The 25,576-nt window shown below is 71.2% G+C and carries 21 protein-coding genes; 10 read left to right on the forward strand and 11 right to left on the reverse strand.

Annotated elements, in window-relative coordinates:
* Position 1: 1 nt before the first annotated feature.
* Entirely contained in the window at positions 2-2,143 is a 2,142-nt protein-coding gene (locus V9G19_RS15260) for a DUF998 domain-containing protein (protein ID WP_462286290.1), read from the forward strand.
* Here V9G19_RS15260 and V9G19_RS15265 read toward each other — a convergent pair.
* Entirely contained in the window at positions 2,127-2,261 is a 135-nt protein-coding gene (locus tag V9G19_RS15265) for a hypothetical protein (protein ID WP_462286291.1), read from the reverse strand. The two genes, V9G19_RS15260 and V9G19_RS15265, sit on opposite strands and share 17 nt — an antisense overlap.
* An 80-nt stretch (positions 2,262-2,341) precedes the next feature.
* Between V9G19_RS15265 and V9G19_RS15270 the strand changes: the two genes are divergently transcribed.
* Positions 2,342-3,226: a LysR family transcriptional regulator gene (locus tag V9G19_RS15270; RefSeq protein ID WP_462286292.1), complete on the forward strand. Its 885-nt coding sequence runs from the start codon at positions 2,342-2,344 to the stop codon at positions 3,224-3,226.
* Positions 3,227-3,342: 116 nt separating this feature from the next.
* Here V9G19_RS15270 and V9G19_RS15275 read toward each other — a convergent pair whose 3' ends face one another.
* Entirely contained in the window at positions 3,343-4,695 is a 1,353-nt protein-coding gene (locus V9G19_RS15275; RefSeq protein ID WP_462286293.1) for an MFS transporter, read from the reverse strand.
* A 97-nt stretch (positions 4,696-4,792) separates the two neighbouring features.
* Between V9G19_RS15275 and V9G19_RS15280 the strand changes: the two genes are divergently transcribed.
* The 5 genes from V9G19_RS15280 (at position 4,793) to V9G19_RS15300 (ending at position 9,832) form a co-directional block, all read left to right on the forward strand.
* The gene (locus V9G19_RS15280; protein ID WP_462286294.1) at positions 4,793-6,049 is read left to right on the forward strand and encodes an AGE family epimerase/isomerase; all 1,257 of its coding nucleotides are present in this window, start codon (positions 4,793-4,795) and stop codon (positions 6,047-6,049) included.
* 102 nt (positions 6,050-6,151) lie between these two features.
* A complete protein-coding gene (locus tag V9G19_RS15285; RefSeq protein WP_462286295.1) occupies positions 6,152-7,261 on the forward strand; it encodes a glycosyltransferase in 1,110 nt (369 codons plus the stop codon).
* Positions 7,258-7,992, forward strand: a complete 735-nt coding sequence (locus V9G19_RS15290; protein ID WP_462286296.1) for an SGNH/GDSL hydrolase family protein — start codon at positions 7,258-7,260, stop codon at positions 7,990-7,992. The genes V9G19_RS15285 and V9G19_RS15290 overlap by 4 nt, the downstream gene beginning before the upstream one ends.
* A complete protein-coding gene (locus V9G19_RS15295) occupies positions 7,989-8,510 on the forward strand; it encodes an acyltransferase (protein WP_462286297.1) in 522 nt (173 codons plus the stop codon). Before V9G19_RS15290 ends, V9G19_RS15295 begins: the two co-directional genes overlap by 4 nt.
* Positions 8,507-9,832, forward strand: coding sequence for a hypothetical protein (locus V9G19_RS15300; protein WP_462286298.1), 1,326 nt, complete (start codon positions 8,507-8,509; stop codon positions 9,830-9,832). Before V9G19_RS15295 ends, V9G19_RS15300 begins: the two co-directional genes overlap by 4 nt.
* Positions 9,833-10,966: 1,134 nt before the next feature.
* Here V9G19_RS15300 and V9G19_RS15305 read toward each other — a convergent pair.
* The 5 genes from V9G19_RS15305 to V9G19_RS15325 form a co-directional block, all read right to left on the reverse strand.
* Positions 10,967-11,941 carry a glycosyltransferase gene (locus V9G19_RS15305; RefSeq protein ID WP_462286299.1) on the reverse strand — a complete coding sequence of 325 codons (975 nt, stop codon included), beginning with the start codon at positions 11,939-11,941 and terminating at the stop codon, positions 10,967-10,969.
* Positions 11,941-12,807: a glycosyltransferase family 2 protein gene (locus V9G19_RS15310; RefSeq protein ID WP_462286300.1), complete on the reverse strand. Its 867-nt coding sequence runs from the start codon at positions 12,805-12,807 to the stop codon at positions 11,941-11,943. The genes V9G19_RS15305 and V9G19_RS15310 overlap by 1 nt, the downstream gene beginning before the upstream one ends.
* A complete protein-coding gene (locus tag V9G19_RS15315) occupies positions 12,804-14,273 on the reverse strand; it encodes a tyrosine-protein kinase domain-containing protein (RefSeq protein ID WP_462286301.1) in 1,470 nt (489 codons plus the stop codon). Before V9G19_RS15315 ends, V9G19_RS15310 begins: the two co-directional genes overlap by 4 nt.
* Positions 14,274-14,360: 87 nt before the next feature.
* On the reverse strand, positions 14,361-16,547 hold the full coding sequence (locus V9G19_RS15320; RefSeq protein ID WP_462286302.1) for an acyltransferase family protein: 2,187 nt from the start codon (positions 16,545-16,547) through the stop codon (positions 14,361-14,363).
* On the reverse strand, positions 16,544-17,278 hold the full coding sequence (locus tag V9G19_RS15325; RefSeq protein ID WP_462286303.1) for a hypothetical protein: 735 nt from the start codon (positions 17,276-17,278) through the stop codon (positions 16,544-16,546). Before V9G19_RS15325 ends, V9G19_RS15320 begins: the two co-directional genes overlap by 4 nt.
* Positions 17,279-17,415: 137 nt before the next feature.
* Between V9G19_RS15325 and V9G19_RS15330 the strand changes: the two genes are divergently transcribed.
* Complete coding sequence (locus V9G19_RS15330) at positions 17,416-17,991, forward strand: arsenate reductase/protein-tyrosine-phosphatase family protein (RefSeq protein WP_462286304.1); 576 nt, start codon at positions 17,416-17,418, stop codon at positions 17,989-17,991.
* On the opposite strand, the gene V9G19_RS15335 is transcribed toward V9G19_RS15330, so the two are convergent.
* Genes V9G19_RS15335 through V9G19_RS15350 form a run of 4 tightly spaced genes read right to left on the reverse strand, consistent with a single transcriptional unit; the run spans position 17,965 to position 22,539 of the window.
* Complete coding sequence (locus V9G19_RS15335) at positions 17,965-19,005, reverse strand: endonuclease/exonuclease/phosphatase family protein (protein ID WP_462286305.1); 1,041 nt, start codon at positions 19,003-19,005, stop codon at positions 17,965-17,967. The two genes, V9G19_RS15330 and V9G19_RS15335, sit on opposite strands and share 27 nt — an antisense overlap.
* Before the next feature lie 47 nt (positions 19,006-19,052).
* Positions 19,053-20,087, reverse strand: coding sequence for a TIGR03617 family F420-dependent LLM class oxidoreductase (locus V9G19_RS15340; protein ID WP_462286306.1), 1,035 nt, complete (start codon positions 20,085-20,087; stop codon positions 19,053-19,055).
* Positions 20,088-20,136: 49 nt separating this feature from the next.
* The gene (locus V9G19_RS15345) at positions 20,137-21,228 is read right to left on the reverse strand and encodes an endonuclease/exonuclease/phosphatase family protein (RefSeq protein ID WP_462286307.1); all 1,092 of its coding nucleotides are present in this window, start codon (positions 21,226-21,228) and stop codon (positions 20,137-20,139) included.
* 30 nt (positions 21,229-21,258) lie between these two features.
* A complete protein-coding gene (locus V9G19_RS15350; protein ID WP_462286308.1) occupies positions 21,259-22,539 on the reverse strand; it encodes a low temperature requirement protein A in 1,281 nt (426 codons plus the stop codon).
* A gap of 38 nt (positions 22,540-22,577) precedes the next feature.
* Here V9G19_RS15350 and V9G19_RS15355 point away from each other — a divergent pair, with 38 nt between their 5' ends.
* Both V9G19_RS15355 and V9G19_RS15360 read left to right on the forward strand, forming a co-directional pair.
* Entirely contained in the window at positions 22,578-23,441 is an 864-nt protein-coding gene (locus V9G19_RS15355; RefSeq protein ID WP_462286309.1) for a crotonase/enoyl-CoA hydratase family protein, read from the forward strand.
* Between the two features lie 27 nt (positions 23,442-23,468).
* On the forward strand, positions 23,469-25,511 hold the full coding sequence (locus V9G19_RS15360) for an NAD(+) synthase (protein WP_462286310.1): 2,043 nt from the start codon (positions 23,469-23,471) through the stop codon (positions 25,509-25,511).
* Positions 25,512-25,576 lie beyond the last annotated feature (65 nt).

Raw genomic sequence — 25,576 nt, forward strand, 5'->3', positions numbered from 1 at the left:
CATGGCGCGGCTGGGAGTGGGTCGCGCTCCGCGAGCGGCGGTGGTGTTCAGCGCGCTGGGGCCGCTGGTCCTGATCGTCGGCTGGGTCGTTGCCGCGCGGCTGCAGCCCACGGGGTATGACGCCTCGGAGCGCCCCGTCAGTGCCTTGTCGGCGGCCGATGCGGCCCATCGGTGGGTGTTCACCGCGGCGCTGCTGATCGCCGGGGCCGCCCACCTGCTCGTCGCGCTGCTGCTGCCGCGTATCCCCCGGCTGGCCCGAGCGATGATGGCGCTCGGCGCGCTCGCGACGCTCGCCGCCGGTGTGGTGCCGCTGCGTTCGGCCACGGGCGGCAGCACCGTGCATATCGCGATCGCCTCGGTCGGGCTGTTCGCCCTCGGCATCTGGCCGCGCTTTGCCGCGGTGCCCGGAGGGGGGTGGGCCCAACGCCCCGGCACGGTGCGCGCGGTGAGCATGCTGTTGACCGCATTGGTGCTCACGCTGCCGGTGACCTTCCTGCTCGATCGGGGTTTCGGAGTCTATGAACGGCTGACGATGGTGGCCTTGGGTGTGTGGCCATTTCTCACCGCGATCGATGTCTGGTGGGGGTGCGGGCACCGGATCGGCTCACCCTCGGCTCGGCTGGCGTTGGTGACCGGCGTGGTCGCCGTCGCGGGCGTCGCCGCGGGAGTGTTCGCCACGGTCATTGCGCCGGCCACCGCGACGACCGCGAACTACCGGGCCCGGGTGTGGCTCGACCCCGATCCTCGGGGGGCCTCCCGGCTGGTGGCGGACACCGTCTTCGGGGATATCGTCATCGGATTCGGTGGGCTCGCCCCGGGCCTGCGGGCAACCCCGTCGGTGCGCGCGGGAATCAGCGAGACGCTCGCTCGCCCGGGCCTGTCGCTGAGCACCCTCCAGCCGTCGCCCGCCGAGACCGAAAGCGCCGTCCGGGAGGCGGCGGTCGGCCTCGGTCAGCGGGTCGTCGCCGGCAGCGCGGGTGCCGCGCTCGCGGCCATCGGTCTGCAGGTGATCTGGCGCCGGCGCCGGCCAACTCTGCGCGTCGTGGCCGCGGCCACCGCGGGGGCCGCGCTCGCGGCGAGCGGGACGGCATACGGCATCTGGCGGACCTATCGGCTGGGCGCGCAGACACAGGTGACCACAACCGGGCTCCTCGGGGAAATCCAGAACAATGCCACCGCCCTGGCCGAGGTCGAGAAACGCTCGAATGAGGTGGCGCCCTACCTGCTCAATGTCATCGCGGTAGCAAGCGCTCTGCAGCAGCGCTATGACCCCCAGCAGGCCCAGGCGCCCGACGCCGTGCGGGTGTTGCTGATCTCGGACGTCCACGCGAGCAATCACTACCCCCTCATCGCCTCGATCGTCGCCGATCAGGACATCGATCTGGTCATCGACGCGGGTGACCTGGTCAACTTCGGGACCGTCGCTGAGGGCGAGCAGCTCGGCGTGTTCAGCGGGATCGACACGCTGCCGGTGCCTTACCTATTTGTGCGGGGCAATCACGATGCGACGTCGGCCGCCGACGAGGCCGTGCTGCGCCGGCTTGAGCGAATCGACAACGTCATTCTGCTGCAGCCGAATCCGCGTGAATACATCGAGGTGGATGCCGGGGGTGTGCGGATCGCCGGGTTCAACGACCCGCGGTGGTTCGGTGACGACGGCAAACGCTCGGCGCTCAAGCAGCAGCCGTCGCGCGAGGCGTTCGTCGCGGCCTTCGCCGACCGGCCGCCGCAGGACATCGTTGTTAGCCACGAGCCGTGGGCCGTGTCCGGGCTCCCGCGGGCCGGGGTGGTGCTCAACGGGCACATGCACTCCTCCTTCCGGGAGGGTAACCGGCTCCAGGTCGGGACCGTCACCGGTGGCGGCTCGTTCAGCCACTACATCGACGGGGAAGGCAGCGAGGAGCTGGCCGGCCAGCCGTCGTCCTTCGACATCCTCACGATCGCCACCACCTGCCGGCTGTCCTCGGCGGCCCGGTATCGCTTCACCGATGTGATCGAGGGACGCCCGGCGTATGAGGAGGTCACGCTGCTCAACGGCGCCACCGTCGACCGGCGGCCGGTCGATCCGTTGCGCACCTGCACCCGGCACGGGCCGCTGGTGACGACCCGGGTGCCGGCTGGGACGCTCAGTGGCGGTGGGTGAGGCGGCGCAGCAGGCTGGGCTTGCGTCGAATGCGCGGGGGCGCCGGCTCCCACACCTGGCTCAGCGCGCGCAGTTCGGTCATCATTCGGGCGTAATCGCGGTCGATCGGGTTCGTCATGGCTCTATTCTCTCGTATTCAACTATTTAGTACCAGGTTGAGGTACTGATTGGTAGTTAAGCAATGCTTATGATTAGGGGGTGTTGGATCCCGAGCGGCTGCGTACTTTCCGGTCGGTCGTGGCCACCGGCTCCATCCAGGGCGCGGCCGACCAGCTCCGCGTGACCTCCTCGGCCGTGAGCCAACAGGTGGCCGCCCTGCACCGCGAGACCGGCCTCACCCTGCTCGAGCGGGTCGGGCGCGGGGTGCGGCCCACGGCGGCCGGTATGCGGCTGGCCGTCGCCAGCGGCGACGCCCTGCGCAGCCTGGCGCGGCTCGAGGCGCTCGTGCGAGATTTGCGCGAGGGCAAGACCGGCCACGTGACGATCGGGCATTTTGCCTCGGCCGGCCTGGCCTGGATGCCCTCCGTCGTGGCCAGCTTGCGGACCGACTTCCCCGACGTCATGGTTGAGTTGGTTCTCAGCGATGCTCCGGGGGCGCCCCCGCCGTCCAAACCCGACATCGACGTCCGGATCGCCGTCGCGGGCGAAGGCGTCCCTGCGGGTTTCATTCGGGTCCCGCTGTTGCAGGATCCGTTCGTCATGGTCGTGCCCCGGGGTCACCCCGAGGCGGGCCGGTCGATGGCCCCGCTGGGCGACTTCCGGGATGAACAGTTCGTCGCCAATGACGTCGTCGACGGCCCAGACCACCTGGTCCAGGCACGGGCCTGCGCCGCGGCCGGGTTCTCGCCGCGCATCATCGTCCAGGCCGCCGATCACCTCAGCGCGCTCGCCTTTGTCGACCGCGGCATCGGGGTGACGATGCTGCCGGTGCTGGCCACCGCCGACCTGCCGCGCAATGTCCGGGTAGTCGCCCTGACGGAGCCGGTGCCCCACCGGGAGATCTATGTCCTCCTCAGGACCGCGATCGCCGGCTCACCCGTCGCCGAGCACGTGCTCGCCCAGCTCCGGGCGTTGTCCGCCTGAGCGGGGGAAAACCTCGCCCGAGGTCTGGACTTTTCGCCGAGGTCGGATGATCGGTAGTACGACCTCGGCGAAAAACGCCGACCTCGGCGGGTTGGGCGGGCTACGACTTGCGGTGCCTAGGTGAAGGTCATCTCGTCGGCGTCGTCGAGTTCGTGGGGGTGTGGCGGTGACGGCGGGGTGGGGGCGTGGTCGATGCCCGGGAGCGGCCGGCGCGGGATGGTCAGGCACACGAAGGCGGCGGCCAGGCAGAGCACGCCGGCGCTGACGAACGCGGTGTGATAGCTGCCGTCGACGGTGCGGATCCAGCCGGCATAGGAGGCGCCGAGGCCGGCGCCGACCATGTGCGCGGCATACGTCCAGCCAAAGACGATGCCCGAGTCGGTGAGCCCAAAATGAGTGCGGCACAAGGCCACAGTCGGCGGGACCGTGGCGACCCAGTCCAGCCCGTAAAACACGATGAACACCCACATCTTGGGCTGGACATCGGGCGCGAACATCGAGTGCAGGGTGAACAGCGACAACCCGCGCAGCCCGTAGTAGGCGAGCAGCAACAGCCGGGGATCGACCCGGTCGGTCAGCCATCCCGAGGCAATCGTCCCGGCAAGGTCGAAGATCCCGACCAGCGCCAACAACCCCGCGGCCGTCGTCGCCGGCATGCCATGGTCATGGGCGGCGGGGATGAAGTGGGTCTGGATCAGGCCATTGGTCGACCAGCCGCAGACAAAGAACGTCGCCATCAGCGCCCAGAACGTCCACGACCGCGACCCGCGGCGCAGCACGGCGACGGCGGCGACGACCGGGGAGACCGAGGGCGGGGGAGCGGGCGCGGCATCCGGCGTGTCGGGGACGGCGCCATACGGGATCAGCCCGATGTCCTGCGGGCGGTCGCGGATGAGTGCGGCGACGAGCACCATCGTCAGCAAGGCCAGGCCGGCGACGATGGCGGCGGCCCACCGCCAGCCGTAGTTCGTCGCGGTGGCCGCGATCGCCGGCAGGAAGAGTAGTTGGCCGGTGGCGTTGGCGCCGGAGAATACCCCGGTCACCAAGCCCCGCCGGGCGACGAACCACCGGTTGGCGATGATCGCGCCGAGCACCAGCGCCATCGACCCGGTGCTGATCCCGATCACCAGGCCCCACAAGGCCCACAGCTGCCAGGGCGCGGTCATCACCGTGGTCAGCGCGGAGGCGCCGGCGACGATGCCGAGCGAGATGGCGACCACCCGGCGCGGGCCATAACGCTCCAGGAGGGCCGCCGCGAACGGCGCGACCAGCCCATACAGGACGAGGTTGAGGCTGACCGCTCCCGACGTCGTGGCCCGCGACCACCCGAACTCGCGCTCGATCGGCTCCATGAGCACGCCGGTGGAGGAGCGGAAGGCGGCGGCCGCGACCAGGGCCGCGAGGGTGATTGCGGCGACGAACCACGCCCGCCGGGCGAACACCGGCGCCGAGGCAGCGGGCATCGTCATCCCGCGATGATGCCATCCCCGCTTGACGGCTGTCCGGCCGATTCAGGATGTGGCCCAGTCGGGATGTGGCCCAGTCAGGATGTGGTTGGCTGGGTGGGTGACCGACCCCACCGCTGCGCCCGCGACCGTCTGCTCCCCCGAGGTGGCCGCCGAGTTCGAGGCCGAGGCCGACCGACTGCTGGAGTTCACCCGGGGCGCGGCCGTGCCCGGCGGGTTCGGGTGGCTCGGCGATGACGGCCGGGTCGTCGAGCGCGACCTCGAGCTGTGGATCACGTGCCGGATGACCCATGTCTGCGCGCTTGGGCACCTGCTCGGCAAGCCGGGCTATCTCGAGCTGGTCGAGCACGGCATCGCGGCCGTCGCCGACAACTTCCACGACGAAATCAACGACGGCTGGTATGCCGCGATCGCCCCCGACGGCAGCCGCCCCACGGTCACCGACAAGCAGGCCTACGCCCACTCCTTCGTCATCCTCGCCGGGTCGAGCGGCCAGGTGTGCGGCGCCGCCGGCGCCGACGACCTGCTCGCCACCGCGCTCGCCGTCCACGACCGCCGCTTTTGGGACGACCGGGCGGGTATGGCGCGCGAATCCTTCTCCGCCGACTGGCGCACCGAGGAGGACTACCGCGGGATCAACGCCAACATGCACACCGTCGAGGCCTATCTCGCGGCCGGGGACGTCACCGGCGACCGGCTGTGGCACGAGCGGGCCGGCCGGATCGTCACCCGCGCGATCGACGACTTCGCCCGCGACCGGAGCTGGCGCATCCCCGAACACTTCACGGCCGGATTCGAGCCGCTCCCGGACTACAACCGCGACGAGCCGGCCCACCCCTTCCGGCCGTATGGCGCCACGCCCGGCCACGCGCTGGAGTGGACGCGGCTGACGCTCTCGACGGCCGCAACACTCGGCGGCCAGGAATGGGACTGGGCGCTCCCGGCAGCGACCGCGCTCACCGAGAACGCGATCGCGGATGCCTGGGACGCCGATGGCGCCGAGGGCTTCGTCTACACCACCGACTGGGACGGCGCCCCGGTGGTGCGGGCCCGGATGCACTGGGTGCTCACCGAGGCGCTCGGTGCCGCCTGGGCCCTCCACCACGCCGGCGGTGGCGAGCGTTGGGAGGCCCTCTTCGAGCAGTGGTGGCGCTACGCCCAGACCCATCTCGTGGACGCCGAGCGCGGCTCGTGGCACGCCGAGCTGGCGCCGGACAACACTCCGTATGCCGGAACCTGGGCCGGTAAGCCCGACACCTATCACGCGCTGCAGGCCATGCTCTTGCCCCGGCTCCCCCTGGTCCCGTCCTTCGCCAGCGCGCTCGCCGTCGCCGGGCACACCGACCTGCCGAGCTAATCGCGAGGGTCTAAACTATGCGGGCTCATGTCCCGACAGCGAGGGGGTCCCGTGCGATCGCCGCAACGTGGCCGGCAACGCACGCGGACCAGACCCCGCATCGTGCTGGCCGTCACCTCCGACCTCTCGCTGATCCTCATGGACGGCGTGCCCGAGGATCTGGCGTGCCGCGGCTGGGACGTCGCGGTGGTGGCCAGCGACGGTCCGCGGCTGCAGCGGCTGCGCCGCGCCGGGACGGTCACCCACGTCGTCGAGATGGAGCGCGAACCGCACCCGACGCGTGACGTCGCCGCTTTCTGGGAGTGGGTGCGGCTGCTGCGTGGCTGCCGCCCGGACGTCGTCGTTGCCGGAACCCCCAAGGCCGGCCTGCTGGGGATGGTCGCCGCGGCACTGACGCGCGTGCCGGTGCGGATCTATCTCGTGCGCGGGCTGCGCCTGGAGACCACGTCCGGCGCCAGCCGGCGCGTGCTGCTCGCCCTGGAGCGGCTGGCCGCCCGGGCGGCCACCCACGTCGTGCCGGTGTCGGCGTCACTGCGGGATGTGCTGGTGGCCGAGGGCATCGGCCCGGGGTCCAAGATGAGTGTCGTCGGATCGGGCTCGTCCAATGGCGTCGTCATCCCGCGGGCGGAGGGCCTCGATCTGCGCCCGCCGAAGCCGGGCGGTCCGGTGATCGGCTTCATCGGCCGCCCGAGCGAGGACAAGGGCCTCGACCTGCTGCTGGACGCCCTGGCCGTGCTCGCCGCCCGGGGCGTCGCCGGAACCTTTGTTCACGTCGGCGGGGGGCTAGACGAGCAGGATGGTCAGCTCGCCGGCCCGCGTCAGGCCGGGTGGGCGATCCGGATCCTCGGCGAGCTCGCCGATGTCGCGCCGGTCTATCCCCAGCTCGACATCCTCTGCCTGCCGACCAAACGCGAGGGCTTCCCCAACGTCGTCCTGGAGGCCGCGGCGGCGGGCGTCCCGACCGTCGCCACCGAGGCGACCGGGATCAGCGACGCGATCCTCGACGGCCAGACCGGGATCGTCGTGCGCACCCGGACCCCGGAGGCGTTTGCCGAGAGCCTGCGGGAGCTGGCCGCCAACCGAGACCGGCTGGCGGCGTTGGGGGAAGCCGCCCGCCGCCGTGCCCAAACCGACTTCGACCGCCCGGTGGTCCAAGAGCGGTATGCCGAGTTCTACCGTCGCGCCCTGCACGAGGTGAGCCTTCGCCGATGACCAGATTGCCGATCGACCGACTGATGAACGGCCGGGCCGGTGCCGCCGCCCTCGCCGTGCTCACCCTGGCCGTGCTCATCCTGGCCGGGATCTCGCTCGCGCCCCGCGGGCCACAGGCCGCCGACCCGTGCGGCGATCGCCGCTTGCTGATCAGCTTCACCGGGGATTCGTATGTCCGCGGGGTCAGCGAGGACGGCGGCTACGCCACCCGCTTCCCCCGCCTGATCGGTCAGGCGCTCGGCGCCGACATCCTCATCACCGCATCCAACGGCTCGGGCTATATCGCCCGCGGACCCGCCGAGGACGCGATGACCTATCCCGAGCAGGCCGAGCGGATCGACGAGCAAAGCGACGTCGTGATCATCTTCGGCAGCCGCAACGACAAGGGGAACTCGTTCCGCAAGATCGAGTCAGCGGCCAAGAAGACGTTCGCGACCGTCCAGGAACGAGCCCGCAATGCGACGATCTTCGTCGTGGGTCCGGTCTGGGTCAACAACAAGCCGACGCCGGGCATCCTGCGCACCCGCGACGCGGTCCGCGCCGCGGCCCAGGAGGAGGGGGTGCATTTCGTCGACGCGATCGCCCTGGGGTGGTTCGGCGAACGCGACCAGATGAACGGCTCGTATCACGTCGGCATCCTCCCCGATGCCATCCATCCCAACCGGGTGGGCCATCGCTATCTCGCCGACCAGATCCTCTTCTATTTGCGCCCGATGGTGTGCCACCGATGAGCGCGCCGTCGCTGCGGCGGGCGGCCCGCCGCACGGTGCGCGACGTGGCGATCAACACGGTGATCGGCGCGACCGCCTTCCCGCGCGGGTTGCGCTGGCGGGCGCTGCGGGCGCTCGGGTGCCGGACCGAGCGCTCGACGATCAACGGGCGCCTCTTCCTCGGCGGCACCGACATCGTGGTGGGCGCGGACAGCTTCATCAACTATGACGTGTTCATCGACAACGCGGCGCCGGTCACGATCGGGCAGCGGGTCGCGATCGGGCCACGGGTGACGATCGTGACCGGTTCGCACCTGATCGGTGGCCCCGAACGTCGTCGCGGCGACAGCGTTTCCGCGCCGGTTGTCATCGGGGACGGCGCCTGGCTCGGCGCCGCCAGCACGATCCTTCCCGGTGTCACGGTCGGTGCCGGGGCGATCGTCGCGGCGGGAGCGGTGGTCACCGACGATGTCGCGCCGGACACGCTGGTCGCGGGGGTGCCGGCCCGGCTGGTGCGGAGCTTGGCGGGCGCGTCGTGACCGATCCGCTGGCGCTGATCGCGCACGCCAGCTTCCTCGGCTGTATGACGCTCGCCGTCCTGCTCGTCGCCGCCCGCCACCGGGTGCTGGCGGCCACATCGGCGAGCCTGGCCTTGCACCTGATCGTCGCCGTCGCGATCTATGCCCGGGCCGGCTTGTGGGCTCCCGATGCGATGTTCTATGACCGCCTCGGGGTCGCGTTCGCGGACGTCTGGTTCCACGGCAGCAGCCGCTCCCCGCAGGTCACCCCCGGGAAGGAGGGCCTGCCCGCTGCCTTGGGCGTGATCTATGGGCTGATCGGGCACTATCCCTTCCTCGGGGTGATCCTGTGCGTCGGCATGTCCGCCCTGCTCGTCCCCGTCATCGCCTCCACGGCCCGGGTCCTCGGCATCTCGGCGATGACCGCCGCCTGGCTGACCGCACTGTTTCCACCGCTGCTGTTGTGGGGAAGCCTGCTGCTGCGGGAGGCGCCGTCCTGGCTGATGCTCGCCGTGGCCATCCGGGCGCTGGCCGGATTGTCCGTCGGCGCCCGCCGCCCGGTGTTGCACTGGACCACGATCCTGCTCGCCCTGCTCGTCCTGCTCAGCATCCGGGGCACCGCGGCCATCCTCCTCGGTGCCGCCGCCTTGATCACCGTCTCCCTCACCGGGCGCCAGCGGGTCTGGCCGCTCCTGCTCGGTGTCATCGTCGCGCTGATCGCCGGAGCCGACGTGCTGCAAAGCGCCCAGGAGATCGTCGGGGGATACGACTTGGAGACCGTCAACCGGCAGCGCGAAGCGCTCAGCCGGGACGCGCGGACCTCCTTCGAGGTTACGACGATCTCCGGCTTCGGTGGACTGTTGCGAGCCAGCCCACTGCTGTTGGTGCGCGGCGCGTTCGGGCCGCTGCCGTGGGAGATGCCCTCGGTCGGGCTGCTGCTCAGCCTGGACGCGTTCTTGTGGTGGGGCCTGCTCGCCTTGGCGATTGCCGGTTTCCGGGTGCTGCCCGCCCGCCGGGCGTTGCTCGGCATCGCCTTGCCCGCCGTGTCGTTGTTGCTCGTGCTGTCGCTGACCAGCGGCAACTACGGAACCATGACCCGGTTGCGCACCCAGGTGGCGGTGATCATCATGCCGCTGGCCGCTGCCGGGTTGCACGCTCTGCTGGCGCGCCTGCGCGGCCGATCCGGTGTCGAGCGGGCCCTGGACGTCAGCCCAGCGGCTCCGGCTCGCCCGGGATCTGGGCCGCGTCCCTTGCCAGGCGGGTCGTTTGGCGCAGCGCGATTCGTCCCTGATGGGCCTGGAGAACCACGACCAACGCCTCGGCGCCCGCCACCGCGCCCATAGCGCCGGTTGCCCCCCACCAGCGGCTGGCGAGAAAGACCGTGGGCATCGCCAGCAGCGAGGCGATCGTCGTCGACGACACCACCTGCCGGGTTCGGCCGGCGGGGGTCAGGATGTGGTTCGACAACGACGAGCTGATCGCATAGGCGAGGCAGGTGCACCCGAGGAGGGCCGCCGTGAGCGGGTCGATGACCGTGGCCGGCCCGAAGACGATCGAGTCGAGCACCGGCGCGAGCACGGCGATCCCGCCTCCGGCGAGGACGCCGAGCGCGGTGTTGAACCGGACCGCCCGGGCAGCGCGGCGTCGCCACAGCGACAGATCGCCCTCGGCGACCCAGCCCTGCAGGGCCGTGGTCCCGGCCGCGATTCCGCCCTGGGCCAACGACCGCAGCCGGACCGCGGCGGCGAACCGGCCGACCTGGCTGAGCGCCGTCCCCGACACCGACGCGATCGGGACGGCCAGCGCGGTCGCTCCGGTGCTGAGGACTCCGGCGAGGGCCAGCGGCGTCTGCGCGCGCCAGCCCGCCCGGGCCGCCGCCCAACTGCCGGCCTGGAGCGCCAGCCGCCCGTTCACCTCGCGGGTCGCGGCGAGCAGGCCGGCGACACCGGCGATCATCAGCAGCAGCGGATACCACGGCGCCCACGCCGTCAGGCCGACGACTGGGATGGCCGCCCCCGTGGCCAGCAGCCGCGGCACGGTCTCGAAGAGCACGATCCCCTGCGGCCTCGCCCGACCGATGTAATACCAACTGGCCGTCAACCCGTTCAGCGTTGTCGCGAGCGCCATCAGCACACCGAGCAGCCGGCTGGCTCCCGAGGGGGCCAGCAGCACGACCGCTGCGGCGGCGGCGAGCAGCACCGGCGCCAACACCAGCAGCCGCATCGCCAACCCTTCGCCATACACCGCGCGCGCGGTCGCGGGGTCGACCCCGGCCACCCGGGGCGGGCCGGTGAGCGGCCAGGCCAGGCCCACCAGGACGGCCGCCGCCGCGCCGACCGCCATCCCAATCGCGAGCACGACCCAGCCCGCCTCGCCGACGACATCGATGACCATCGGCAACACCAGCAGCGGCACGATGGCGTTGGCCGCCTGCAACCCGGCGAAGCGGAGCAGCCGGGTGCGGGCCGAGGGGGCGCTCATGCCGCGGGCGGGAGCTGCAAACCCTCCCGGACCACGGCGGCGAAGGCGTCCCAGGAGAAGCGGGTGGCGCGCTCGCGGCGGGCCGCCGCGGACGGGGACGCCGCGCCCGCCCACTGGGCCGCCAGGTCCGGCACCGGAGCGTCTCGCAGGAGAATCCCGGCGTCGCCGAGGACCTCGCGCGTCAACGGCTGGTCGATCGCAACCGGGACGCAGCCGGAGGCCAGCGCCTCGACATACGGCAGCCCGAAGCCCTCGTCGGTGCCGAGATGGACATAGAACTGGGCCTGGGTGAACTCGGCGGCCATCTGCTCGTCGGGCAGCCGGTGACGCACCTGCACATTGTCGGCACCGACGGCGGCGCCGGCGAGTTCGGCGCACCGGGCGCTGACGCCGACACCGACGACGCTGGTGATCAGGCCGGCCGGCAGCGCGGCGAGCACGTCGGCGGCTCGCTCATTCTGCTTGCGCGGGTCACCGCCGACGAGCAACACCCGCCCCGGTATGCCGTCGCCCCAGTCGGCGCTGGTCACCACGCCGGGGCCCAGCCACGCGGCCTGTGCCGTCGCGGCAGCCTCGGGGTAGTGGGCGACCAGGTCGCGGCGAGTGCACTCGCTCACGCACACCAGCCGTTCGGCCGACCGCACCGCGCGGCGCAGATCCAGCGCGCGGTAGGTCCGCTTGGCCGCGCCGGAGCGCAGCCAGCGCAGGTCGTGGACGATATAGACAAGCGGTGCCGGCACGCGCAGCGGCAGCGGAGAGACCATCCCGACGTAGCCGTCGAGCCCACGCGCCGGGGGCTGAAGTCCGGCGGCGAGGCCCCGCACCGCCGCAAGCGGCCCGTGGGCGGCGTCCCGGGAGGCCGAGGGGACCAGCTCGCAGTCGGCGGCCAGCCGCGCGTGCAGCTCCCGCTGGATGACGCCGATCCCCGAGTCGGGCCGCACCGGCCCGCTGACGCCGATCCGCGGACGCATCAGCACTCCTCGTAGGCCGGCAGGACGGGAGCCGGCCCGAGCAGATGGCGCAGGCTGCGGGCAACGGCCCGCCAATGCTCTCCCCGCGGTAGCGCCACCACGGGCACGACCAGCGCGCGAACAAGCAGCGCACCGGCGACCAGCCCGGTCGCGGCGGGCCACGGGATGCCGCGGGCACGCAGATACTGCCGCGCGCTGTGGACGCTCACCGGCAGCACGCGAGCGACCAGGCCGCGGCTGGTGCCCGAGCCCTCGTGCGCCACCCCTCCCTCGGACACGTCGAGCAGGGTCGCGCCCGCGGCAAACGCGCGGGCAGCGAAGTCGGCGTCCTCGTAGGTGTAGGGCAGCCGCGGGTCAAAGCCGCCCAGTTCGCGCCACAACGGCGCGCTGATTGCGCACAGACTGAACGACTTGTACCAGGCCCCCCTCACCGGCCGCGCCGGCAGCCGCAGCCGCCTCGCGATCGCGTCGATCAACGCGATCGAGGTGAACACTCCGGTGGGGCCGGGGACGGCTCGCCGCGGACCGGGGTCGAAGAAGGCCAGGACCCGCTGGCCGCCGCGGTGGCCCACCAGTTCGGCGATCGTCGCGCCGAAGCCGGGGCCGTCGATCGAGATGTCGTCATTGCAGACGACCAGCCAGTCGAAGTCGGCCTGGGCGGCACCAAAGCCGATCGCCGCGCCGAATCCCGGATTGGCTCGCGGGGACACGTGGGAGATCCCGGCGGCGGTCAGTGCCCGATCGACGCCGGCGCCGGTGGCGACCAGGACCGGCTCCACGCCGGCATCCCGCAGTTGCTCGCTGAGCCGGGTCAGGCTCGGCAGATCGCGCCGCAGGGTCGGAATGACCCCGATGACCCGCGTCATCCGACGCGGCTGCCGGCGCTCTGCTCCTCGCGGACGACCTCGACCGGGGCCGGTTCCCGCTTCCGCTCGGTCTCGAGTTCCGTTTCCGGCTGGCTGCGGTAGCCCTCGTAGTAGTAGTAGGTGCTGCCCTCACGTGGAGAGTTGGGCGCCACCATGTTGTTGATGATGCCAACGGTGTTGGCGTCGACCTTCCCCAGCAGGGCCAGGGCACGCCGCAGGTCGTCCTTTTCGATCTTGCCCAGCCCGACGACGATGACCGTCGACCCGGCGATCTGGCTCAGCACGGCGGCGTCGGTGACCGGCAGCAACGGTGGCGCGTCGATGATCACATAGTCGAACTGGCTCTCCAACTCACGCAGCACCTGCTCCATGCGCGGCGAGCCGAGCAGCTCCGACGGATTCGGCGGGATGCGGCCCGCCCCGACGATCGCCAGCCCCTCGGTGTAGGGCTGGATGACATCGGCGAGGTCGCAGGCGCCGATCAGGGCGGTCGTCAACCCGACCGAGCCCTCCAGCCCCAAGTAGTCGAGCAGCTTGGGCCGGCGCAGGTCGCCCTCGATGATGCACACCCGCGAACCCATCGCGGCCATGCTCAAGCCCATGTTGGCCGCGGTGACCGTCTTGCCCTCCCCGGGGCGGCTGGAGGTGACGACGACCGAGCGCCGGTCGGTGCTCGTCTGCACGAACTGCAGGTTGGTCCGCAGGCTGCGGAAGGCCTCGGCGCGCGCGTGCTGCCGGTCCGGTTTGCCGTCGGGGTCGCCCTCGTGGGTGATGAGCGGTCGCTTGGGGACGCTCGGATCGAGCGGGATGGAGCCGAGCGACGGCAGGCTGGTCACCTTGGTCACATCGGCTTCGGTGCGCACGGTCACATCGAGGGTCTCGCGCAGCAACGCGGCACCCAGGCCCAAGGCGAGGCCGAGCGCCCCGCCGAGAAGCAGGTTGCGCAGCGGTTTGGGCGAGATCGGGTCGTTGTCGGTCACCGCGCGGCGCAGCGTCGTGATCGAGACCCGGCTGCGGCCCTTGGACGACGTCGCCTCCAGCTTCTCCACGGTCTCGCCGAAGCGGTCGGTGATCGTGTTGGCCAGGGCCGCGGCCTGCCCGGGGTCGCCGTCCTGGATGGCAATATCGATCAGGACCGACCGGTCGGGGACGACGACCTGGATGCGGCGGGCGAGCGAGTCGGGGGTTTCGTCCAGGCTGAGGGAGTCGATCACCGGTTGCAGCACCCGGGGCGAGGTGACGACATCCATGTAGGAGCCGACCTGGGCCTGGGCATACGTGCTCCCGCTGACCAGGTCGGAATTGGTCTCGTTCTCCAGGACCGAGACGAACACCTGGGTGCGTGCTTCGTAGACGCGGGGGGAGAACAAGGTCAGCGCCGCTGCGGCTGCCAGGGTGAGCAAGAAGACTGCCGTCGCGACGCGCCAGCGTTGGCGGATCACCCTGATCAGGTCGTGCAAACCCATGCGTGAACCCTTCCGGCCCGCAGTAACAACAGTTCGTGGCAACGAAAATGGGCGCGGGCAGTCAATCCTCGCACATCGTCGCCACGGTCACCGCAGCGCGGCCACCAACTGGTCGTCGAGGAAGGGGGCGAGCGTCTTGGCGTAGTCGCTGAGCATGTGCTGGCCGTCGCGGTAGACGAGAATGCCGCCGATCACGCTCGGGCAGCGGCCGGCGGCGCAGAAGAACGAGGTCAGGTCGATCACCGGGACGCGGGGCTCCTGGGCGGCGGCGGTGACCATGGGGTCGGGCCGCAGGACCTGCGACTGCTCGGCGGCGCACTCCAGCGGTCCGCGGGCCAAGACGCACGCCGGCGGATCGATGCGGCCATACCCCATGATCGGGGTGTCCTTCAGGACGACGACCTGCGTGCCTTGGGCCAGCAGCGGATCCCACGCCCCCCGCAGGCCGCGGACCGCGGCGCTGTCGTTGGTGTCGCCACTTTGCAGGCGATAAGCCTGGGCCACCGAGTTGCTGACGAACGCGATCGTGAACTTCCCGGCCTTGAGGCGCTCGAGCGCGGCGGCGTTCCAGCCGGCGCAGGCGGCCTCGTATTTGACGGGGGGCACTGCGGAGAACGGGCACGAGGACTTCAAGAAGGTCGTGATCGTCCAGTCCCGGGAGCTGGCCAGCTCCTGCAGCGCCGGCAACCAGCGTTGGGCGTGGCTGTCCCCGATCAGCGCGACCTGGGTGCTGCCCTCGCCGATGTGGCACTCCAGCACGGTGCTGCCGCCCAGGCTCTCCTTGCACTCCTCCCGGGGCATGTCGTTTCGGGCGAGCTGCGGGTCGGGGCTGACCGCGTTGACGGGCGGGCAGGAGGCGCCCGGCGCCATCGCCCCGGCCCCCACGCAGGAGGCGCTGCCTTTCGGGCCGGCGGAGGAGGAGCCGGACGCAGATCCTGGGGAGGAGGACCCGGACGACGACCCCGGCGAGGCCGACCCCGAGGGCGATCCGCTCGGGCCGGCCGTCGAGGTGGTCGTCGGCCCGGTCACCGGGGGCGCCGCCAGCGGAGGGCTGGACCGCAACGGGGAGTCGATGTGGGTCACGGCCACGGCGGTACCCGCGCCGAGGCCGCTGCCGGCGAGGGCGAGGACGGCGACGAGCGCGAGTGGACGCCGGGATTGGCCGCGCGTGCCGAGAGCGATGATGGCCCGCCGCGTCCGGTCCTCGAAGGGCCGGGAGGCCGCCGCCAGGGCCAGCGCCAGCACGACCAGTCCGGCACGCCGCAGCGCGGTGGGCTCGACCAGCTGATCGGCCACGATCAGCACCGGCCAATGCCACAGATAGAGGGCATAGGAGGTGTCGCCGAGATACTGGATCGGCGCCAGGGCCAGCAGCCGCCCCGAGGTCGACTCGTCGGCGACGGTGGTGAACGGCAGCGCCGAGAGCATGATCACCGACCCGACGACCGGGGTCAGCGTGGCCCAGCCGGGCATCCAGGTGGTGTCGGTGACGGTGCTGGCGGCATACAGGATGAGGAGCAGGCCGGCCAGGCGAGCCGCCGAGCGCCACAGGTGCGGGACGCTCCAGCCGGACAGCGCCAACACCGCGCCCGCGCCGAACTCCCACCACCGGGTGGCGGTGTTGAAATAGGTCGCCGACGGGTTGTCGGGACGCCAGCCCAACGCCAGCCCCAACGAGGCCGCGGAAATCACCGCGATGCCAAAGAGTGCGGCTCGGCGGCGGCGCAGTCGCCACAGCAGCGCGAGCAGCAGCGGGAACAGCACGTAGTACTGCTCCTCCACGGCGAGGCTCCAGTAATGCTGCAGCGCCGAGGCGCCCTCATCGACCGTGGCATAGGACGCGGAGTCGGCGATCAACTGCCAGTTGACGGCATACATGCTCGCGCCGATGGCGTGCCGGGCGTTGTTCTCCAGGACGAAACTCGGCGTCCACAGCCACAACGCCACGACGGTGGCGTGCACCACGACCAGCGCCAGCGGCAACAATCGGGCGACCCGGCGCAGATAGAACTGCACGAAGCGCAACCGCCCGTGGGTGCTCACCTCCTCGGCGAGCAGGGAGGTGATCAGGTAGCCGGAGATGACGAAGAAGACGTCCACCCCGACGCTGCCCCCGGGAAGGAACGACGGCCAGGCGTGCGTGACCACGACGAGCACGACCGCGAGCGCCCGCAACGCCTGGATATCCGCGCGGACCGGCCGGCCACTGGGCGTGGTGCGCACGGCCGGCGCGACCTCATCCGCGGAGCGCTCGGAGGAGGTCATCACGGTCATTCGATGACCTCGACGACCGGCCCGCCGAGGACGGCGCTGGCGCCGGCCGACTCGACCCGGAAGGTGACCGACGTGGCCCCCGCCAGCTGGACCGAGAGCGGCTGCGCGGACCGGTCGGTCAGCACTCGGCGCAGCCGCAGCCGACCACCGATCTCGACGATCAGGGTCGCGCGGGAGCCGGGTGCGCCGCTCGCCCACCCGGCCGCGCTCAACCGGGTGCTCGCCAGCGGCAGGGGCACGGTCAGGCCGTCGGCGGCCTGGGTGGGGCCGAGCTGCACGGACTTGGCATAGGAGGTGTCGTCGAAGGTCATCGTGACCCCGGGGGCCGGGAAATCGGGCACGTCGGGCAGGGGCATGGGCGTGGGCGTGCCGCGCACGACGAGGGTGAGCTTCTCGCCGCGGGGGGTGCCGGGCGCCGGCGACTGGGAGAGCACGACCGGGCTGGTGTTGGCGGCGACCGGTCGCACCGTGAGGCGGACGTTCTTGGGGAGCCTGCCGCGAAGTTGTGCCCACGCCGCGCCGGTGTAGTCGGGCCACTGGTTGGCCGCCGGTGTGGTCGCGGAACTCGGCGTCGGGGCGGCGGGCGCCGGCAGCGTCGGCGACGCGCTCTTTGGGCTGAGCCGGCGCCCCGCGGCATACGCCAGGGCACTGGCGCCACCGCTTGCGCCGAGCGTGGCTACGGCGAAAACGGCTGAGCGTCGGTCGAGCTGGGCGGGTGAGCTCGTAGCCACGGTCCTCCTCTTTCGGCGCACCCACGGTACGACATGGAGCTGGCCGAGGACGCCTCCCCGGCTCCTGGGGGAAATCGCGGCACGCCCGCTCGCAGGTCCCCGGTCAGCCGTGACCGTTGGGTAGTATCGGGCGCATCGTGAGCGCCGTCTTGATTGTCTGCGTAGGCAATGTCTGCCGATCGCCCTATATCAAGGCCCGGCTGCAAAGTCAGGTCTCCCCGGGCGTCCACATCGGCAGCGCCGGCGTCCGTGCCCTGGTCGGCGAACCGCTGGATCCCGAGATCCTCCAACTGCTGCACGAGATCCACCTGGATGGGAAGGGCTTCCGCGGCAAGCAGCTGACGGCCGAGATGGTCGAGGCCGCCGACCTCGTGCTCACCGTCAGTCGCGCCATCCGCTCCGAGGTGGTCCAAGAGCACGTGCGGGCGCTGTCCAAGACGTTCGTGCTCGCCGATTTCGCCGATCTCGCCGAGAGTCTGCGCGCGGTCCGGCCGGACCTGGACCCCGCGATCCCGCTGCGCGACCGCGTGCGCTTGGCCGCCGCGCGACGCGCCCTGCTGCCGCCGCGCGAGGCGGCCGACGCCGACATCCACGACCCCTATCGGCTCGGACCCCGCGGCGCCCGGCTGATGCAGGCACAGATCGATGCGGTGCTCGGGCCGGTCGTGTGGCTGCTGGGGGCGCGCTCAGCGCACCCGCAGCCGCAGGAGTAGCCCGCGGTGGTCCGACCCGGCCGCGGCCAGGGTCTCGACGGCATCGGCATACGCGCTCCCGCCGACGAAGGCATGGTCGAGGGCGATCAGCGGCGGCAGGTCGAGGACGGTGTGGTTGGGCCAGGTGCGCAGCCACCCGGCGCCGGCCTCGTCGGCGGCGTCGCGCAGGGGCGCGGCCGCCAGCAACCGGCGGATCGTCAGCTGGTCGGTGGTCCCGTTCAGGTCACCCATGACGACGAGTGGACCGCCGCTATGCCGGGCAACTGCGTCGGCGAGGAGCGTGCCCTCACGCTCCCAGGTCGCGCTCCCGGCGCGCGGGTTGAGCGGGTGGGCAGCAACCAGGACGAAGGGCGGCCCGCTCGGCGGTGAGACCCGGACGACGAACTGGCGATGGATCGAGGGGAGCGATTCCACCTCCTCCAGCGGGAAGCGGGAATAGATAACCGTGCTCGCGCCCGGCCCGGGGATCCCCGCCACCGTATGGGGATAACGCTCCTGCCAGCCCCGCTCCTGCAACGCCCGCGCCGTGCCCTGACCGAGGATGGCCTCGGTGCCACGATCGAATTCGAGGAGGATCACGATGTCGGCCGCGCTGGTGCGGCGGGTCAGCACATCGGGGTCGACCGCGAGGTCGCGGATATTCCAGCTGGCGATCGTCACCGCGGTCCCGCCGGGCGGGCGCTCGTCGGCGACGAAGAGGGGCGCCACCCAGCTCGCCTGGAGCAGCAGCCCCGCCGCGCAGCCCACCACCAGCACCCGGGTCGCCCGGGCCGGCAGCAGCAGGCTCAGCAGGAAGGCCGCCCCCCAGGCGAGGATTCCGTAGGGGATGAACGCCGAGACGTAGGGCCCGAACCAGTGCCGCTGCAGCTCCGGAATGGCGCGCAGGGCGACCATCAGCACGCCGATCCCGACGAAGGCCCCAGTGAGCAGCCCCACGACGCGTTCCGAGCGCCGGCGCCGAACGGCAGGAGGCGTCTCCTGCCGCGGCTCGGTGCTCACCTCCGCTGCGGTCACCCGGTGAGTGTAGGCGCGTCTCGCGCGGGCGATGACCGGATTGGAGGCTAACCGCCGGCCCGCACGGCGCGGGCGATCTCGGCCCACCGGCCCACGTTCTCGGGGTGGCGGGCGATGTCCTCGGCGGTCAGGTAGGAAGTGACCCGAGCGGCCACACCGGCATACCGCTCCAACAGGCGGTCGGCGATCTCGTCCCACCGGCCGACAACGGCGTAGGCGTCGAGCATCTCGTCGGTGATGATCGCGGCGAGCCCGTCCAGGTCGCCTGCCTTCAGCCGCTCCCCGAGCCGCGCCGAGGTTCCCTCGTAGCCGAGGTCGTCGAACTGGAAGGCGTAATTGCGAGTGCTTCCGTAGAACCCGATCTGGGTGCGCGCCCGCTGGGCGAGGAACTCGCGCTCCTCCACGGTGTCACCGGCCACGATGAACACCGGCACCAGGAGGTCGACGTCGGCGGGCGATCGCCCCGCCCGGGCGGCCCCGTCGGCGACCGCGGGCAGCAGCCGATTGTGGATGTAGGGCATCGAGTGCAGCGGGTGCAGGTGGACACCGTCGGCGACCTCACCGGCCATCCGCGTCATCCACGGACCCACCGCCGAGATGTCGACCTTGATCTGGCCGTAGTCGTGGTCCAGCGGACGCCACTGCTCGGGCAGGAGGGTCAGGGAGTAGAACCGGCCCTCGTGCTGCAGCGGCTGCTCCCGGCGGAAGGCGGCGAAGCAGTCCTTGACGGCCAGGACGTAGTCGCGCAACCGCGGGCCGGGCGGGTCGTAGTCCATGCCGTAACGGCGCTCGATGTGCGCCTTGACCTGGCTGCCCAGGCCCAGCCGGAACCGGCCGCCGGTGTTGCCGGCCAGCTCCCAGGCGAGCATCGCGGCAATCATCGGGCTCATCGGGAAGGCGACCGCGATTCCGGTGGAGAAGGTGAGGGTCGGTGCCGCGGTCGCGGCTGCGGCCATGCTCATCCAGGGCGTCTGGCCGGTGTCGAGGAAGAGCATCCCCGAAAAGCCCGCCGCCTCGGCCTCCGCGGCCGAACGCGCAGCGTCGGTCCACGAACTCGGTCCCACCATCAGGTCGATATCCATGCTCTCTCGTTCCCGTGCTCAACCGCCGGATTCCCGTATGCCGTGCACGTTAGCGGCCCGCCGCGGCCGACGCTGTCGCGGGGCCGGGGGTGGGGCGAGTCGGCGGGCTCGCGGCGACCCGGAGCCGGGCGATGACCCCCCGGTGATCGGAGCCGCGGGTGTCGAAGGTGGCGATGTCGTCGGCATACACCGGTCCGCGCACGAAGGCCTGGTCGAGGCTGAACAGCGGCGGCAGCGGACCATAGAAGCGGTCCGGCCAGGTTCGCAACCAGCCCGCCCCGGACTCGTCGGCCGCGTTGCGCACCCCGGCCCGATCGACGAGTTGCCGGATCGTGAACTGGTCGGGCGTGGCGTTGAAGTCGCCGATCACCACCAGAGGACCGTCGGGGTGATGCCGGACGGCCTCGATCACGAGGTCACCGTAGGCTCGCCACAGCACGGCCCCTCCTGCCGGATTGAGCGGGTGGGCGGCGACCAGGTGGAAGGACGGTCCATCCGGGGGCGAGATCTCGGTGACATAGATCTGCACTCCGGACGGACGACTGTCGACCTGGCGGATCGGGAAGCGGGACAGCACGGCGGTTCCGGCGGTGCCCCACGCGGGGCCACCGATGTGGTGCGGGAAGCGCTCATACCAGCCGCGCTCGACGAGCGCCCGGTCGGTCTTCGGATCGAACTCCATCAGGACGACCACGTCGGCGTCCGCGGTGGCTCGAGTCACCGCGTCGGGGTCCGCGGCGCCGCCGAGCAGGTTGACGCTGGCGATCGTCACCGCTCGGCCGCCCGAGGGGGTCTCGTCGGCGACATAGAAGGGCACCAGCCAGCTGGCGTGCACTGCGGCCGCCGCCAGGGCGAGGAGGGCCGGCACCAGCAGCCGACGGCCCTTCAGGCGCAGCAGGAGGAGCGCGACCAGGGTCCAGGAGAACAGCCCATACGGCGCGAACGCCGACACCATCGGGCCGACGGAGTGCAGCTGCAGCCGGGGAAGCAGGCGCAGCGCCAGCAGCGCCGCTCCGGCTAGGGTTAACAGCCCGACCAGGAGCCAGGCCAACCGGCGGGCGATCACTCGCCGGCTCGAGCGGCCTGGGCGGCCCGGGCGACCCTGGCGGTCCGGGCGCTCGCCCGCGCCCGCAGTGCTCACGGGCACAAACCCTACGTGGCCGGGCAACGATCAGGTGCGCTGCCGGTCCAAGGCGGCCAACTGATTGCGATCGCCGCCGGCCATCTCGTAGCCGATCACGACGATCGCCGGCGCCAGCGCGATGACGATCAGGCTGATCGCGATCGAGACGTGCGCGGTGGCCAACACCACCGCGCCGGCCAGGGCGAGGACCGTCAACGCCAACTCGACATAGTGGAGGGCGTCCCGGGCGCGGAAGAGGGACTGCCAGATGGCCACCAGAGCCACCAGGAAGACGACCACCGGCACGGCGACGGCCAGGACGGCGCCGGCCTGACCGATCTTCACCCAGCCGAACTCCTCGGGGTCGTGGTGGCCCTCCAAGTAGTAGGAGAGGACGTGCAAGCCGGCGCCGGTGGCGGCGATCGCGCCGAAAATCACCATGTGCCCGTAGCCGAACACGAAGCTGCGTTGCCGCTGGTGATGCAGCAACTCACCGAACGGGATCGCGAAGTAGATCCACCACAGCCCGAAGGTCAGCCCCATCGTGGCGAGCACGAAGGAAGCGGCCGCCCAGTCCCATCCGCTGGCGGCCGTCACCGCCTCCAGGCTGACCACGGCACCGACGACGCCCTCGCCGAGGGTGATGATCGCGAGCAGCCCATATCTTTCGGCGATGTGGTGCGGGTGCCACGGGGTCCCGCCGAGGCGGGCTTCGGCATACGCGGGGCCGCCGGTCTCGATCAGGATGAGGACGGCGGCCGCGAGGGCAAAGACCAGGACGCTCGTGTCGAGCAGGGCGAGGATCACCCAGCCGAGCTGGGCGAGGAAGATCGTGGCGGCATACATCCGGCAGGCGCGGCTGTGCGGCGGGCTTTGCCGGCCGGCGCGCACCCATTGGGCGAGCATCGCCACCCGCATGACGACATAGCCGAGCACCATCACCCGGTTGTCGATGTGGTGGCCCTCCTCCATGGAGTGGAACATCGTCGGCAGGCCGACGGCAAAGATGACCACGCCGATCATCTGCACCATCGTCACCAGCCGGTAGAACCAGTCGTCGGTGTCGAAGGCCGAGGCGAACCAAGTGAAGTTGATCCAGGCCCAGCAGATCCCGAACATCGCGAAGCAGAACCCGATGATTCCCGGCCACGCGTGCCCGGCCGCGACCTGGTGGGCCATCTGGTTGCCGGCGTAGGAGAAGGCGACCACGAAGGTCAGGTCGAAGAGCAGCTCGAGAGGGGTCGCGACCCGGCCCCGCTCATGCGGGTCGCGCCCACCCATCGGGCGCAGGCCGTGCGGTTCTGGGCTGGTGGCTTCGGATGCCGACATGCGCGCCTTTCGTTCGTGAGCGGTTCCTACCCCTACGGGTGCACGGTAATGGGAAGACGGCAACCGGCGTCGAGTGGATCGCCGGCGCGGCATACAGTGGCGAGGTGCCCGAGCAGCTGAGTGTCGACGTCGCCGATCACGTCGCCTTCGTCCGGCTGAGCCGGCCGGAGAAGATGAACGCCCTTGATGTGCCGACGTTGCAGGAACTGGTGGCCACCGCGCACCGGATGCGCGCGGATCGCACGCTGCGAGGGGTGCTGCTCTCCGGTGACGGGCCGGCCTTTTGCGCGGGAATCGACCTGAGCGTCCTGAGCGGCGGGTTGACCGGCTTCGGGCGCAACTTCGTGCCGCAGCCATGGCGCGGCACCAACCTCTTCCAGGAGGCCTGCTGGGCCTGGCGCCGAGTCCCCGTGCCGGTCATCGCCGTCGTCCACGGCTACTGCTTCGGCGCCGGCCTGCAACTCGCGCTCGGGGCCGACTTCCGGGTCTCGACGCCCGATGCCAAGTGGTCGGTCATGGAGAGCAAATGGGGGCTCGTGCCGGACATGAGCGGCATCCGCGCCCTGGCTCAGCTGGTGAGCATCGACGTGGCCAAACAGTTGGCGATGACCGGCCGGACGATCAGCGGGGAGCAGGCACGCGAGCTCGGGCTGGTCAGCCGGGTGGCAGGCGACCCGCACCCGGCGGCCAGCGAACTGCTGGAAGAGATCCTGCAGCGCAGCCCGGACGCGGTCGCGGCGACCAAACGGATCTTCGAGGACACCTGGCCCGGTTCGGCGCGGCGGACCTTCGCGCGGGAACGGATCGAGCAGGCGCGGCTGCTGATGACGCGCAACACCCGGATCGTGCGGGCAGCGGCGGCTGCCAGGGAACGTCCCGAGTTCGCTCCGCGCGCCCGCTGACCCGCCCGGGTGCCTACGATCGCCGACATGGAGTTCCGCTCGGCCTATGCCCACGGCTTCGCTCGCGTCGCCGCCTGCACCCTGCCCGTCGCGCTTGCCCAGCCGCACGCCAACGCCGAGGCCATCGTGGCCATCGCGCGGGAGTGCCACGACGACGGCGTGGCGCTCGCGGTCTTTCCCGAGCTGTGCGTGAGTGGCTACTCCGTGGAGGACCTCTTCCTGCACGACCCGCTGCTCGATGCGACGCTCGAGGCTGTGCAGGTTCTCGCCGATGCCTCGCGGGACCTGCTGCCGGTCATCGTCGTCGGTGCGCCGCTGCGGGCCGGCAACCGGCTGTTCAACTGCGCGGTCGTCATCCATCGTGGCGAGATCCTCGGGGTCGCGCCCAAGGCCTATGTGCCGACCTACCGGGAGTTCTACGAGCGGCGGCATTTCGCGCCCGGCGACGACCAGCGCGGCGGGTCGATCACCCTGGGCGGCAAGCAGATTCCCTTTGGAGTCGACCTCATCGTCAGCGCCGAGGATGTGGCCGGCCTCGACATCCACATCGAGGTATGCGAGGACATGTGGGTTCCGGTTCCGCCGAGCGCCGAAGCGGCCCTGGCCGGAGCCAGCGTGCTCGCCAACCTCTCCGGCAGCCCGATCACGGTCTCGAAGTCCTACGACCGCAAGCTCTTGTGCGAGTCCGCCTCCTCCCGCTGCAACGCCGTTTATGTGTATGCCGCTGCCGGAGAAGGCGAATCGAGCACCGACCTGTCCTGGGACGGGCAGACGATGATCTATGAGATGGGGGCGCTGCTCGCCGAGACCGAGCGCTTCCCCGCAGGCCCGCGGCGTAGCGTCGCCGACATCGACCTGGACGTGATGCGGCAGGAGCGGATGCGGCAGGGCACCTTCGACGACAATGCCCGCACCCACCGGGAACGCGTGGATTCCTTCCGGCGCATCGGCTTCCGGCTCGACCCGCCGACCGGCGACATCGGGCTGCGGCGCAAGGTGGACCGCTTCCCGTTCGTCCCGGACGAGGAGGAGCGGCTCGCGCTCGACTGCTACGAGGCCTACAACATCCAGGTCTCGGGGCTGGAGCAGCGGCTCCGGTCGATCGGCCAGCCTAAGATCGTCATCGGGGTCTCGGGCGGGCTCGACTCGACCCAAGCGCTGATCGTCGCGGCCAAGGCGATGGACCGGCTCGGCCGGCCACGCAGCGACATCCTGGCGTTCACCATGCCGGGCTTCGCGACCAGCGAGCACACCAAGACCAATGCGACGCTGCTGTCGCAGGCGCTCGGGGTCACCTTCGAGACGCTCGACATCCGCCCGGCAGCGACCCAAATGCTCACCGAGATGGGCCACCCCTTCGCCCGCGGCGAGGAGGTCTATGACGTCACCTTCGAGAACGTCCAGGCCGGGTTGCGCACCGACTTCCTCTTCCGCCTGGCCAATCAGCGCGGCGGGATCGTGCTCGGGACGGGCGACCTGTCCGAGCTCGCCCTCGGGTGGTGCACCTATGGCGTCGGCGACCAGATGTCGCACTACGGCGTGAACGCCGGCGTCCCAAAGACATTGATGCAGCACCTGATTCGCTGGGTGGTGACGTCCGGTCAGTTCGACGACGCGGTCGGTGAGATCCTCACCTCGATCCTCGACACCGAGATCTCCCCGGAGTTGGTGCCGCAGAAGGAGGGCGAGAAGCCACAAAGCACCGAGGACGCCATCGGGCCCTATGCGCTGCAGGATTTCACGCTCTTCCACGTGCTGCGCCGCGGCTACCGGCCGAGCAAGATCGCCTTCCTCGCGCTGCACGCCTGGGCTGATGCCGCCGCGGGCGAGTGGCCGCCGAACTACCCGCAGGCGCGGCGAGCGGCATACGACCTGGCGACGATCCGGCGCTGGATGCAGGTCTTCTTGCGGCGCTACTTCGCCAACCAGTTCAAGCGATCGGCACTGCCGAATGGGCCCAAGGTCGTCCGCGGCGGCTCGCTGTCACCGCGCGGCGACTGGCGGATGCCCTCGGATGCGGCCGCGGCGACCTGGCTGGCCGAGCTGGAGGCCAACGTTCCGGCCCAGTGACACACCGCCGCCACCCCCCCGCCCCCCCGCAAAAACCGCTGGGGTCTGCGTTTCTTGCTGAGGTC

The sequence above is a fragment of the Nostocoides sp. genome (assembly GCF_037045025.1).
Classification (GTDB): Bacteria; Actinomycetota; Actinomycetes; order Actinomycetales; family Dermatophilaceae; genus Nostocoides_A.